This window comes from Pantoea sp. C1E2 (assembly GCF_056491465.1).
On record NZ_JBSZHT010000002.1, the window covers coordinates 1,394,324 to 1,403,763 of the forward strand.

Sequence of the window (9,440 nt, forward strand, 5' to 3'; positions counted from 1 at the left end):
ATGGAAGCTAAACGCGACAAAACAGATTTCATAGAAGACCGTGATTTCCTATCTCGCCAGCTAATTAGACTTGGCGACATGATGGGCGATGGCCTGCACCTTGAATCAGACGGCAAGTGGATTTCTAAAGAATACCGCCGGGTAGCGAAAGCTCTTGGATATGACATGCCAACGAAAAAGCGAGCTAACAACAGCGACACCATCAACGAGAAAATGGCTGAGCGCGTCAAAGAAGTTTCATGTCGTAAGTGCGGCGGCACGTTGAAACAAAGCCGCTCAGGAAGTATGCAGGCCAAATGCACGGGATGTGCATCAAAATATCAGCTCCTGAAAGTCACAAGGATTCGCCAATGAACAAACTAACCGCTGAGAAGTGCAAAACACTCATAACCAATATGCATGGTGAATGGGAAGAGTCAGGATTGTCGACCAAAGAAGAGCTATATCTTGCGGCCCTTGAGATTGCGCTGCCAGTGCTGGAGCAGGGTGGCTGGATTAGCTGTAGTGAGCGGATGCCGGATGCCGCCGTTGATGTAATCATTTTTGACGGCATCGGTGTTGGGCAGGGGCGCATAGACATTGTGCGACCAGCAGGCGTAGCTCCAGGACACCCATTAGGTTCGCCCATTGGCTTTTTCAGTAAGCCAGACCCTTGGGGTGAGTCAAGATGCAATCCAGTCGCTTGGCAACCACTGCCAAGTCCACCGAAATCCCAACCCTCCACCAACCCTCAGATTGATAATGATGGAGGCAAAAAATGTTGTCACAAGAACGACTAAAAGAACTAATGCACTACAACCCTGATACAGGGGTGTTTACTTGGCTGAAGAGCCGCGGCGGAGCGGTAAAATCAGGTGATGTTGCTGGGGTTTTACATCATAGCGGATACATACTAATTGGGACGGTCGGCAAAATGTATTTAGCGCACCGCCTTGCATGGCTGTACAAGACCGGCAACTGGCCAGCCGATATGATTGACCACATCAACCAAAACAAAGCTGATAACCGCTGGTGTAATTTGCGGGAGGCTACGCGTTCACAAAATGCACAAAACACGGGGTTGCAGGTAAACAATACCAGTGGCGTTCGCGGTGTTAATTGGCACAAGCAGGAAGGTAAATGGCGTGTGCGGTTCGCATTAAACGGTAAGCGTTATAGCTTTGGGGCGTATGACGACCTGGAAACAGCAGCTGCTGTCGCAGCAGTCGCGCGTAAGAAGTTGCATGGCGAATTCGCCAGTTGCGAACGCGACATCATCGCCTATCGGGTGATTGAGAATGATGGTGGTGAGTAATGAGTATATGCAAAGGCATTGGGTTGATATTCGGGCACAACTGGCATGTTGAGTTAAAGCCTGTAGCCGCTGAAATAGGTGAGCGAGGAGTGTTCTTTATGCATGGCATCGGCCCGCTAAAACTGGAAAGAAAGCAATACTGCAAGCGATGCGGCCGGGTGATTGAAATGATGGGAGGGAAGGATGAGCAAAAACCTACTGGAAGTCTGCAACGACTGGCAAATTGAGCGCGCGATGATTTTAGAACGCAACCCTGATTTGCGCCGCATCATCAGCGAGTGTGATGGATTGATTGAGCGTGCAGTATCGTCTGCCCGCCAGATAGCTCATGCGGTTGAATGGGACGCTCGCGAAGCTGCACGACTCGCTGCGCAAGTGGCATCGGAGGCATCATGACAATCCAAACCAACGGCGATGATTGCCGTGAAAGTGGAGCGGGGGAAACCAGCAGGCGCGCATTCGAAGACTGGGCGATTAACCAGTGTCGATTCGACCTGCGATATTCCTGCCAAATAAGAAAGACCTACGCCAGCATGAAGACGCGACAGGCGTGGATAGTCTGGCAGGCAGCGTTCAGCAGCAAGCAGGGGCTGTCATGACTAACGAACCACACTACCGCTGCGACCGCTGCGGCGTGAAGAAGCCACCTGAACGCTACCGCAAAGACCAGCCGTGGTGGAATAAGTGGTGCATTCGCTGCGAAGCATCTCCAGTAGGTCAATTCCCTATCCCGGAAACAGATGAGCATCGGAGAAAACCAGATGAGCAACGTAATCCCCCTCAGACCTAAGCACCAACCCATCAAAGACTCTCACACAGCAGTACTCACCGTAATCAAGATGATTCACGAAGGCGGACACAGCAAGCAGAGCATAGAACTGCTACTGAGCGCCGTTGCCGACAATCTCTATGACTACGTGGAGACAATCGAAGGGAGGTAACAGTGCAGGACTTCGTACTTCACGAATCCAACAAAAAACAGTTCTGGCAAATCCTTCAGCAAATTCTCCCAACCGGCAAACGCTGGCGCATAAAAATCACTGAGTACCGCGAAAAGCGCTCACTCCCGCAAAACAGCCTTCTCTGGAAATGGAACAACGAAGTTGCCGACCAGCTGACCGGTGCCGGCACATCGACATTTTCCGACGAAGAAGTGCATGAGTGGCTCAAGGATATGTTCTGCCCCGCTAAGCCAGTGACCATTGCAGGATTAACCAGATACATCAAATCAACCCGCCTTCTCGATACCGGAGAAATGCATCACTACCTGTCAGAGATAGACCGCTGGGCTCACCAGAAAGGGCTACGACTGACAATCCCCGGTGACTCGGAGTATCAGGCGCTCAAGGACAAGCAGAACCAATGACACCCTTCACCGATATAGGCGCAGCCATCGAAGAAGCTGCGTGGCTGGCGTTCGTCCATAAGAAGCCTCACTGCGTTTACCAACGATTTGACGGCCTGATGGAAGTTACGCCGGAACATCCAGACCGAAACCCTATGTACACAACCGGCACCCCCGGAACCGCAACCACTGACTACAGGTGCGCAGCATGAACAGAGGCAGATATCAGCATCCTACCCAGGAGCAGTGCAACCACATCGCCAAGCTTCGTAAGCAGGGGCTCTCATGGCGAGTCATCACAGAACGCCTAGGCATCAACGAGAGCAGCGGTCGGGCAATGCTGGCGAGGGCGCGATGAAGAAACGCAAATCCCTATGGGAGCGCTACGAACAACACGCCATCTACGACACCAAATCATCCCGCAAGAAACCCAAACCCCAACTGACCGAATCGCAAGTGCCCACCTTTAGCTATGTGGAAGCGCTGCGCCGGACTGTGGCTAACAGAGTAAGGTTCACGCGATGAAAATAAAGACGTTCGGTTATGACCGCCTGAAGATGACCGCGCTCAGCTACGACGAGCTGGAGACATTGTCCCGGAAAGTAACGAAAGAGCATGCTTGTGACGATGGTATCTACCTGGTCGACGCAAAGGGCCGGAAGAAGTTGGACAACATCGGGTGGGCTATTTACACCAAAAACAAACAGGATGCCGCCAATGTGCCGTGAACGCTGCCACCGCTGCCATACCATCCTCACCAGTGAAGACAGGTATCACTACTCCATCAGCTGCGAAAGCTGCGACTGCGATATGCAATGGGAGGAATATGAGCAACTCAACCCCATCAAATCAGCCCACTGGCGCTGGCGAGCAATCTGCTTTGGCCTGCGTTGGTTGCGGCATTCCCCTGCAGCAGCAGGAAACCTATGCATGCGATGGCTGCGCGGCCGGATGGATGCAAGACGACAACTTCAGAATGCACGGAGGGGGCGATGAAGAAAGCCAGGCGCCGGTGTAAAAACCCCGATTGCCGAGAATGGTTCCACCCAGCATTCCATAATCAAACGTGGTGCAGCCCGGAATGTGGAACGGTAATCGCATTAGCCAGAAGAGATAAAGACCGACAGAAAGCCATACAGGAAGCCGAGCGACGACGAAAGGAAGAAGCACAGCAGGGAAAGCGCAACACAAAGATCCGCAAATTAGCTCTACAACCCCTCAGTCACTTCCACAAACAAGCACAAGCCGCCTTCAACGAATACATCCGCACCCGTGACGCAGAAGCGCCATGCATTAGCTGTGGGCGTTTTCATGAAGGCAAATATGACGCAGGCCATTACCGCACCCGCGGCGCATCACCGGCCACGCGTTACGACGAAACCAACTGCCATAAACAGTGCGTTCCCTGTAATCAGCACCTGTCAGGAAACATCGAAAACTACACGCCCAACCTGATTAAGAAAATCGGGCAGGAAGCTTTCGATCGCCTGATGGGACCTCATGAGCTGAAAAAGTGGACGCGGGAAGAGTTGCAGGAACTTGCGGCGCATTACCGGCAGAAAACCCGAGAGCTGAATAAGCAAAGAGAGGCAGCATGAAAGAGGAATGGCAAAAGGCTTATGAGCGATATCTGGCTGAAGTGAAAACCAGTAACGGCAGGATTATCCCGCTTTATTTCCCGGAGGCCATCAAGCACGCGAATGAAGTCGTTGAAGCGCTGGCGCGAGCTGAACGAATCGGAAGGGTAAGAGAATTATGACCGAATACCTCAAAGAGAAGTGGCTCAGGCTATCGCAGGCATTGAGACTGAAGAGCAGAAAGAACTGTCGTCCTCGTACCAATACAGGGCTGACATGACTCCCGGCGAATCACCTGAAGGCGATGAGTTTGAAGGCGTGATGCGTGACATCGTCGGGAACCACGTTGCACTGGTCGAAACCGGCCGCGCAGGAGCTGACGTTGTCGTCGGCGATTCTCTCCCACAGGAGTTTAAACACATGAAGTTAGACCGCAAAGGCGTAGCCATTCGTGCAGCGCTGGGAGCGATCCTTAAGCCGCGACTGGCTCAGGATGCAGCCCCGAAAGACCTGACGGCCATCCTGAATGCCCACAAAACACCGAAGGCAATCGCGCAGGCCATTACTGCCAAATACAAACCGTCACTGGCTGCCGACATGGAGCTTGAGCCGGAAGAACTGGTTGAAATCATCGAAGCATCATCTGAAGGCGTTGAGCCTGACGAAGAAGTGAAGGTGAGTGGCGATGATGACAAAGAAGGCATCATGGCCGCGCTGCGTGAAGCAGGGGTATCTGAAGAGCTGATCGCCAAGATTGCCGCCGCTCTGTCACCTGCCGTTGCTGCTGATGAAGATAAAGACGACAACAAAGAAGACAAAGACGATAAGGACAAAAAAGTGGATAAACCCGCTATGGATGCCGCTATCCGACTGGCTGCTGACAGCGCCACGAAGAAAGCCGCTGAAAACTTCCGCCTGATGCGTCAGGCCGAGCAGGACGTCAAGCCACTGGTTGGCGACCTGGTAGCAATGGACTCCGCTGAAGATGTCTACCGCACTGCGCTTGAGCAGCACGGAGTTGATGTCGAAGGTGTCCATCCTTCAGCGTTCCGCGCAATGGTGGCTCAGGCTATTAGCCACAAAGAAAATTCACGTCCTGCTCCACTGGCTCAGGATGCCGCATCAATCAGCGACTTCGAGAAAGATTTCCCGACCGCTGGCAAACTGAAACGAGGTTACTGAGATGGCAGGTTTTCAGAGTGTAATTAATCAATACCCGGCACCGGGCGTTGAAGGTGGCTTTGCGAGCACCAACGAACATGCCACCTACCTGGCTGGTGAGGCTGCTCTGGTGGCTGGCACAAGCGGCCTGACTATCGGTCGATTTGCGTGGGACGTCAGCGGCGTGGCATCGAATGCAGGCACCGGCGCACCATCTGGTTTCGTGCATCGTGACGGTCAGGCTGTCATCACCACCTGGCTGGGCGCGTCATCAAACGTTATCCAGTCCGGTCGCGAAGTAACCCTGATGGTTGCTGGTGACTTCTGGGCGCGTACCTCTACCGCTGCTACGCGCGGACAGAAAGTGTTTGCATCCCTGACCACTGGTGAAGTTCAGACTGGTGCCGCTGGCGCAACCATCACCGGTTACGTCGAAACCCCATTCAAAGTAGGCAGTATCGCAGCAGCAGGCGAACTGGTCAAAATCAGCACCTGGAGCAACTAATGAATAAGTTTCAACAGCACTACGCCGCAGCAAGCGGCAAGTACGGCATCGTGCTGCCGGGCGCGAAAGATTACCTGAAGCCGGAATTTGCGGATAACTTCGCACTGGCAATGGATGCTCAGCCAACCATGGTTACCACCGGTAACTCAGGTATCCCTGCTTACTTCACCAACTACGTTGACCCTGAGCTGATCCGCGTACTGGTAGCAGGTGATATTGGCATCATGCTTTGTTGTGATCGTGACATCACGAACGTGAAGGAAGAGAAAAAAGAGTCACTCCCTGCATCCATGCGGACGCACAGTAAGTCAGACGGTGTTTATCTGGGCGGCCTGCTGAACAGCGACCCTATCCAGTACGTGAAGTTTGCGAATGATGGTATCGACATCGTTTCGCCGTTGGTGGTCACCGTAAATGGCAGCTCAGTTATCCTGAATGCAAATGACAAAATATCTCTAAACTCACCCATTATTGAGGCCAACGGGCAACTCACTCAGGGTGCGGGAACATATGCAGGCAATGCCACATTTGGCGGGAACATAACCGCTACCGGCGAAGTGACAGCCAAAGGCATTAACCTTTCTACTCACGTGCATGGCGGTGTAGAATCAGGGAATTCAAACACACAAGGACCTAAGTGATGAAAGTTAGTGCGCTTGTCTTTGCTTTATTGCTTGTTCCGGCAATTTCAAATGCCGCAGCTAAGCCGGAAGTCTATAGAGACCAAGTCACTTTGACTGGTGGGGTGAGGAATCTTTCAGAGGCTTTGGAGGGATGTGAGACTCACTCTGGCGCTTTTAGAGCGAAAAGAATCCAGTACTCCGATTCAGGCAATATGATTAAGTTAATTCAGTTCTCTAGGCAAGATGGCGAGGTATTTGCAATCCCCACCAACTTTGACCAGCTAACCAAGAGTCAGTATTCAGATCTTCAGAAAATTATTGATGAAGGACAGAAATATTGGATTAGCTTTTCGGTGTGCGGGAGCGGAGGGTACACATCATTGATGAGCATGAGCTACTCGCTAGGAATGTGAAACTAACCCACCATCAGGTGGGTTTTTTGTTTGAATCTTCCAGAACTTTGGCGTAGGCATCAGCTACCCAAGATAGCCTGCTATTTTCAATTTCAATCCTTTGGTTGATATCTCTTATCGCCGCTGAAGCAGACCGGTTAAAAATACCCATGCCGTGCTCACTTGAGATGTCAACCTCTTCTAGAGCCTTCATAAGGGCATCAAGCCAAGCATCAGGCTTAGCCTCAGTAGATATGTCTTTCAATAATGTAAGAATTATCTCCGAGTTCATTGATCGGCCATTTCGCTTTGCTCGGCTGGCAATTGAATCGCGCATTCCTTCCGGCAGTCGCAGCACAAATTTGTCGTAATCCTTAACGGGACGTTCAGCCATCACCACCTCCAAAAAAATGTGATGATGGCATATTGCTATCCAAAATCAATGATGGCATATTGCTTTCACGGCAAAGTGCCATCATGGAGAATGTAATGGAAAAGAACGAAGCAAAGACAACCCTGCGTTACCCGCAAAAGCTTAAAGAAGAGTTTAAGCGCATTGCTGATGAAGAGGGTTTATCTGAGAACGCCGCTCTGGTTCAGGCGTTGGTGTGGGCTTTGAAGTTTAGAGATCAAATGCATGCACAGTAAAAACGACGAAGCCCCAGCTGCGCTAACAGTCGGGGCCTCTAATTTGCCGGTTAACCTTTGCGAGAAAACCAACATGAACATTGTAGCTAAATCAGATCTCAACTTCCACGGTAAAGTACTCATTCCGGTATCAAACATCACTGGAACATGGCTTACCTCTTCAGACCTTGCTAAGGCGCTTGAATACTCCAACAGTCGCGCAGTTACGATGATCTACAACAAGTACGCCGACGAGTTTACCAGCGCTATGACTCAGGTACTCGAAGTGAGTACCTCAGGAAATTACCGCAAAAAAGTTCGTGTTTTCAGTCTGCGTGGCGCTCATCTCATCGCAATGTTTGCTCGCACTGATGTGGCTAAAGAATTCCGCCGTTGGGTGCTGGACATTCTGGATCGCGAGGTTGCTAACTCACCGCTGACCAAGCGACTTACCGATGAAGAACTCTGCGATCTAGCCTGGTTGTGGCGCGCCAGCTCAGTGATGATGAATGCATGCAATGAGGTTTACCCGCTGCTGCGTGTAGCGGAGCACCGAATGGCCGGTCACTTTTACTCAATTACGCATGAGTATCCGAGAACGCTGGAGAAGGCGAGAGAGATCATCAAGAGGGAAGTGGAGCACATCGAACATCAACCATGGAAGGATGACAACTGGAGCAGGGTATTGCCGTTCCTGCGCCAGCAGAGATTGCAGTGACGCAAAAAGAAAAACCGCCAGTTACAGCTGGCGGTCTACATCGACTACATAGAAGGCGAAATCTATGAATAAAGTAACTGTAGCAAATGCAAGATCAGCTGTCACCAAAATGTCTAGCCGTGAGATTGCGACACTGACGGGCAAGCAGCATAAACACGTTCTCGATGATTGCCGCAAACTCTTCGAAGCGCTCAATCTTCAATCGGCCGACTTTTCGGCCGATTACCAAGATGATAAGGGGCGCACCTACCAAGAGTTTTGGCTCGACCAAGATCTGACGCTTACTCTGATGACTGGCTACAGCATCCCACTGCGCCACAAAGTTGCAACTCGCTGGCGTCAACTTGAAAGCGGTGAGGTTCTGCCGCAGAAATCGAAATCGCATCTTCCTGAGTATCGCCGAGCACGCGCCATCAAAATGGAAGTTGAGGCGATTAGCCTGGCACTTTCATTTATGCCGAAGCTGAGTGATGTTGCGAAGCAAACAGCAATGGCTCGCGCAGTCAATGATGCCGCTGGTATTGAGTTGCTGCCCCTACCTAAACTGGAAGAGCATTACCACTCTGCTGGTGAGGTTGGCGAAATGCTTGGAGTGTCAGCTCAGAAGATCGGACGCGTGGCAAACGCGAACAACCTGAAAACTGAGCAGTACGGCATCACGGTCATGGATAAGTCGGCATACAGCAGCAAGCAGGTTGAAGCGTTCCGCTACAACGCCGAAGGGGTCAAAGCTCTTCGCCACCTGATTCACGGCGCTGATGTTGCGTAAGCCCTTACTTGAAGTAACCCCTTAATCCAACCCGCTCCGGCGGGTTTTTTATTGCCCGGAGATCACATGCTCACCAAAAGCCTTCTTCTGAACACGGATGCCTGGGACATCACCCTGGATGGTTCTGGCAATCTGGCGCAAACGCAGAACCCCTACGCAGTGGCTCAGGATGTGGCTTGCGCCTGCAAAACATTCCTGGGTGAGGTCTGGTATGACACCACGCTGGGCATCCCGTATTACCAGCGAATTCTCGGTCACTGGCCCGGCACTCAGTTAATCAACACCAAGATGCAGTCCGAGGCGCTGAAGCTGGATTACGTCCAGTCTGCAACCTGCACAACTGCCATCGGAAAGCAGGATCGCATCGCATCCGGCGTGATGACCATCACCGACGAAAACTACAACCAGAGCACCATTAATTTCTGAGGC

At 51.7% G+C, this 9,440-nt stretch carries 20 protein-coding genes and 1 pseudogene; 20 read left to right on the forward strand and 1 reads right to left on the reverse strand.

Translation table 11 applies throughout. The features are described from left to right. The 16 genes and pseudogenes from ACXI0A_RS06725 to ACXI0A_RS06800 all read left to right on the forward strand — a co-directional run bounded on the left by ACXI0A_RS06725 (position 1) and on the right by ACXI0A_RS06800 (position 6,918). Complete coding sequence (locus ACXI0A_RS06725) at positions 1–354, forward strand: hypothetical protein (RefSeq protein ID WP_476149732.1); 354 nt, start codon at positions 1–3, stop codon at positions 352–354. After that, positions 351–779 (forward strand): DUF551 domain-containing protein, encoded by a 429-nt coding sequence (locus ACXI0A_RS06730; RefSeq protein WP_476149731.1) that lies wholly within the window; start codon positions 351–353, stop codon positions 777–779. Before ACXI0A_RS06725 ends, ACXI0A_RS06730 begins: the two co-directional genes overlap by 4 nt. Next, positions 758–1,294, forward strand: coding sequence for an HNH endonuclease (locus ACXI0A_RS06735; RefSeq protein WP_476149729.1), 537 nt, complete (start codon positions 758–760; stop codon positions 1,292–1,294). The genes ACXI0A_RS06730 and ACXI0A_RS06735 overlap by 22 nt, the downstream gene beginning before the upstream one ends. A gap of 183 nt (positions 1,295–1,477) precedes the next feature. After that, positions 1,478–1,690 (forward strand): hypothetical protein, encoded by a 213-nt coding sequence (locus ACXI0A_RS06740; RefSeq protein ID WP_476149727.1) that lies wholly within the window; start codon positions 1,478–1,480, stop codon positions 1,688–1,690. Then, entirely contained in the window at positions 1,687–1,893 is a 207-nt protein-coding gene (locus tag ACXI0A_RS06745; protein ID WP_479485193.1) for a phiTE_015 family protein, read from the forward strand. Before ACXI0A_RS06740 ends, ACXI0A_RS06745 begins: the two co-directional genes overlap by 4 nt. After that, positions 1,890–2,084: a protein NinD gene (gene ninD / locus ACXI0A_RS06750; protein WP_479485194.1), complete on the forward strand. Its 195-nt coding sequence runs from the start codon at positions 1,890–1,892 to the stop codon at positions 2,082–2,084. Before ACXI0A_RS06745 ends, ninD begins: the two co-directional genes overlap by 4 nt. A gap of 153 nt (positions 2,085–2,237) precedes the next feature. After that, positions 2,238–2,660: a NinB/YbcN family protein gene (locus tag ACXI0A_RS06755; RefSeq protein ID WP_479485195.1), complete on the forward strand. Its 423-nt coding sequence runs from the start codon at positions 2,238–2,240 to the stop codon at positions 2,658–2,660. A 500-nt stretch (positions 2,661–3,160) separates the two neighbouring features. Continuing rightward, positions 3,161–3,367: a hypothetical protein gene (locus ACXI0A_RS06760; RefSeq protein ID WP_479485196.1), complete on the forward strand. Its 207-nt coding sequence runs from the start codon at positions 3,161–3,163 to the stop codon at positions 3,365–3,367. Positions 3,368–3,465: 98 nt separating this feature from the next. After that, complete coding sequence (locus tag ACXI0A_RS06765; RefSeq protein ID WP_479485197.1) at positions 3,466–3,657, forward strand: protein NinF; 192 nt, start codon at positions 3,466–3,468, stop codon at positions 3,655–3,657. Beyond that, positions 3,632–4,237 carry a recombination protein NinG gene (locus ACXI0A_RS06770; protein ID WP_479485198.1) on the forward strand — a complete coding sequence of 202 codons (606 nt, stop codon included), beginning with the start codon at positions 3,632–3,634 and terminating at the stop codon, positions 4,235–4,237. Before ACXI0A_RS06765 ends, ACXI0A_RS06770 begins: the two co-directional genes overlap by 26 nt. After that, positions 4,234–4,398 carry a hypothetical protein gene (locus ACXI0A_RS06775; RefSeq protein WP_479485199.1) on the forward strand — a complete coding sequence of 55 codons (165 nt, stop codon included), beginning with the start codon at positions 4,234–4,236 and terminating at the stop codon, positions 4,396–4,398. The genes ACXI0A_RS06770 and ACXI0A_RS06775 overlap by 4 nt, the downstream gene beginning before the upstream one ends. A gap of 19 nt (positions 4,399–4,417) precedes the next feature. Continuing rightward, positions 4,418–5,398, forward strand: coding sequence for a DUF2213 domain-containing protein (locus tag ACXI0A_RS06780; protein ID WP_479485200.1), 981 nt, complete (start codon positions 4,418–4,420; stop codon positions 5,396–5,398). Between the two features lies 1 nt (position 5,399). Beyond that, the gene (locus ACXI0A_RS06785; RefSeq protein ID WP_479485201.1) at positions 5,400–5,882 is read left to right on the forward strand and encodes a structural cement protein Gp24; all 483 of its coding nucleotides are present in this window, start codon (positions 5,400–5,402) and stop codon (positions 5,880–5,882) included. Continuing rightward, positions 5,882–6,088, forward strand: a pseudogene (locus tag ACXI0A_RS06790) (DUF2184 domain-containing protein); the annotation flags it as partial. The gene ACXI0A_RS06785 and the pseudogene ACXI0A_RS06790, both read left to right, overlap by 1 nt. An 84-nt stretch (positions 6,089–6,172) precedes the next feature. Further along, positions 6,173–6,523 carry a hypothetical protein gene (locus ACXI0A_RS06795; RefSeq protein ID WP_479485286.1) on the forward strand — a complete coding sequence of 117 codons (351 nt, stop codon included), beginning with the start codon at positions 6,173–6,175 and terminating at the stop codon, positions 6,521–6,523. Continuing rightward, positions 6,523–6,918: a hypothetical protein gene (locus ACXI0A_RS06800; RefSeq protein ID WP_476149723.1), complete on the forward strand. Its 396-nt coding sequence runs from the start codon at positions 6,523–6,525 to the stop codon at positions 6,916–6,918. The genes ACXI0A_RS06795 and ACXI0A_RS06800 overlap by 1 nt, the downstream gene beginning before the upstream one ends. 13 nt (positions 6,919–6,931) lie before the next feature. On the opposite strand, the gene ACXI0A_RS06805 is transcribed toward ACXI0A_RS06800, so the two are convergent. Then, positions 6,932–7,291, reverse strand: a complete 360-nt coding sequence (locus ACXI0A_RS06805; protein WP_479485202.1) for an Arc family DNA-binding protein — start codon at positions 7,289–7,291, stop codon at positions 6,932–6,934. Between the two features lie 95 nt (positions 7,292–7,386). Here ACXI0A_RS06805 and ACXI0A_RS06810 point away from each other — a divergent pair, with 95 nt between their 5' ends. The 4 genes from ACXI0A_RS06810 (at position 7,387) to ACXI0A_RS06825 (ending at position 9,437) form a co-directional block, all read left to right on the forward strand. Beyond that, positions 7,387–7,545, forward strand: coding sequence for a hypothetical protein (locus ACXI0A_RS06810; protein ID WP_262287643.1), 159 nt, complete (start codon positions 7,387–7,389; stop codon positions 7,543–7,545). Further along, positions 7,535–8,242 carry a P22AR C-terminal domain-containing protein gene (locus ACXI0A_RS06815; protein WP_476149719.1) on the forward strand — a complete coding sequence of 236 codons (708 nt, stop codon included), beginning with the start codon at positions 7,535–7,537 and terminating at the stop codon, positions 8,240–8,242. Before ACXI0A_RS06810 ends, ACXI0A_RS06815 begins: the two co-directional genes overlap by 11 nt. Positions 8,243–8,306: 64 nt before the next feature. After that, a complete protein-coding gene (locus ACXI0A_RS06820) occupies positions 8,307–9,011 on the forward strand; it encodes a Rha family transcriptional regulator (protein WP_476149718.1) in 705 nt (234 codons plus the stop codon). Positions 9,012–9,077: 66 nt separating this feature from the next. Then, positions 9,078–9,437: a contractile injection system sheath initiator gene (locus ACXI0A_RS06825; RefSeq protein WP_476149717.1), complete on the forward strand. Its 360-nt coding sequence runs from the start codon at positions 9,078–9,080 to the stop codon at positions 9,435–9,437. The last annotated feature ends 3 nt before the right edge of the window (positions 9,438–9,440 follow it).

Excerpts from the sequence above, each read along its gene's own strand:
- ACXI0A_RS06730 (WP_476149731.1), top strand. The coding sequence starts at position 351 with ATGAACAAACTAACCGCTGAGAAGTGCAAAACACTCATAACCAATATG.
- ACXI0A_RS06785 (WP_479485201.1), top strand. The coding sequence starts at position 5,400 with ATGGCAGGTTTTCAGAGTGTAATTAATCAATACCCGGCACCGGGCGTT.
- ACXI0A_RS06805 (WP_479485202.1), bottom strand. The coding sequence starts at position 7,291 with ATGGCTGAACGTCCCGTTAAGGATTACGACAAATTTGTGCTGCGACTG.
- ACXI0A_RS06815 (WP_476149719.1), top strand. The coding sequence starts at position 7,535 with ATGCACAGTAAAAACGACGAAGCCCCAGCTGCGCTAACAGTCGGGGCC.
- ACXI0A_RS06795 (WP_479485286.1), top strand. The coding sequence starts at position 6,173 with ATGCGGACGCACAGTAAGTCAGACGGTGTTTATCTGGGCGGCCTGCTG.
- ninD (WP_479485194.1), top strand. The coding sequence starts at position 1,890 with ATGACTAACGAACCACACTACCGCTGCGACCGCTGCGGCGTGAAGAAG.
- ACXI0A_RS06740 (WP_476149727.1), top strand. The coding sequence starts at position 1,478 with ATGAGCAAAAACCTACTGGAAGTCTGCAACGACTGGCAAATTGAGCGC.
- ACXI0A_RS06765 (WP_479485197.1), top strand. The coding sequence starts at position 3,466 with ATGAGCAACTCAACCCCATCAAATCAGCCCACTGGCGCTGGCGAGCAA.
- ACXI0A_RS06760 (WP_479485196.1), top strand. The coding sequence starts at position 3,161 with ATGAAAATAAAGACGTTCGGTTATGACCGCCTGAAGATGACCGCGCTC.
- ACXI0A_RS06725 (WP_476149732.1), top strand. The coding sequence starts at position 1 with ATGGAAGCTAAACGCGACAAAACAGATTTCATAGAAGACCGTGATTTC.
- ACXI0A_RS06825 (WP_476149717.1), top strand. The coding sequence starts at position 9,078 with ATGCTCACCAAAAGCCTTCTTCTGAACACGGATGCCTGGGACATCACC.
- ACXI0A_RS06775 (WP_479485199.1), top strand. The coding sequence starts at position 4,234 with ATGAAAGAGGAATGGCAAAAGGCTTATGAGCGATATCTGGCTGAAGTG.
- ACXI0A_RS06735 (WP_476149729.1), top strand. The coding sequence starts at position 758 with ATGTTGTCACAAGAACGACTAAAAGAACTAATGCACTACAACCCTGAT.
- ACXI0A_RS06770 (WP_479485198.1), top strand. The coding sequence starts at position 3,632 with ATGAAGAAAGCCAGGCGCCGGTGTAAAAACCCCGATTGCCGAGAATGG.
- ACXI0A_RS06810 (WP_262287643.1), top strand. The coding sequence starts at position 7,387 with ATGGAAAAGAACGAAGCAAAGACAACCCTGCGTTACCCGCAAAAGCTT.
- ACXI0A_RS06820 (WP_476149718.1), top strand. The coding sequence starts at position 8,307 with ATGAATAAAGTAACTGTAGCAAATGCAAGATCAGCTGTCACCAAAATG.
- ACXI0A_RS06800 (WP_476149723.1), top strand. The coding sequence starts at position 6,523 with ATGAAAGTTAGTGCGCTTGTCTTTGCTTTATTGCTTGTTCCGGCAATT.
- ACXI0A_RS06745 (WP_479485193.1), top strand. The coding sequence starts at position 1,687 with ATGACAATCCAAACCAACGGCGATGATTGCCGTGAAAGTGGAGCGGGG.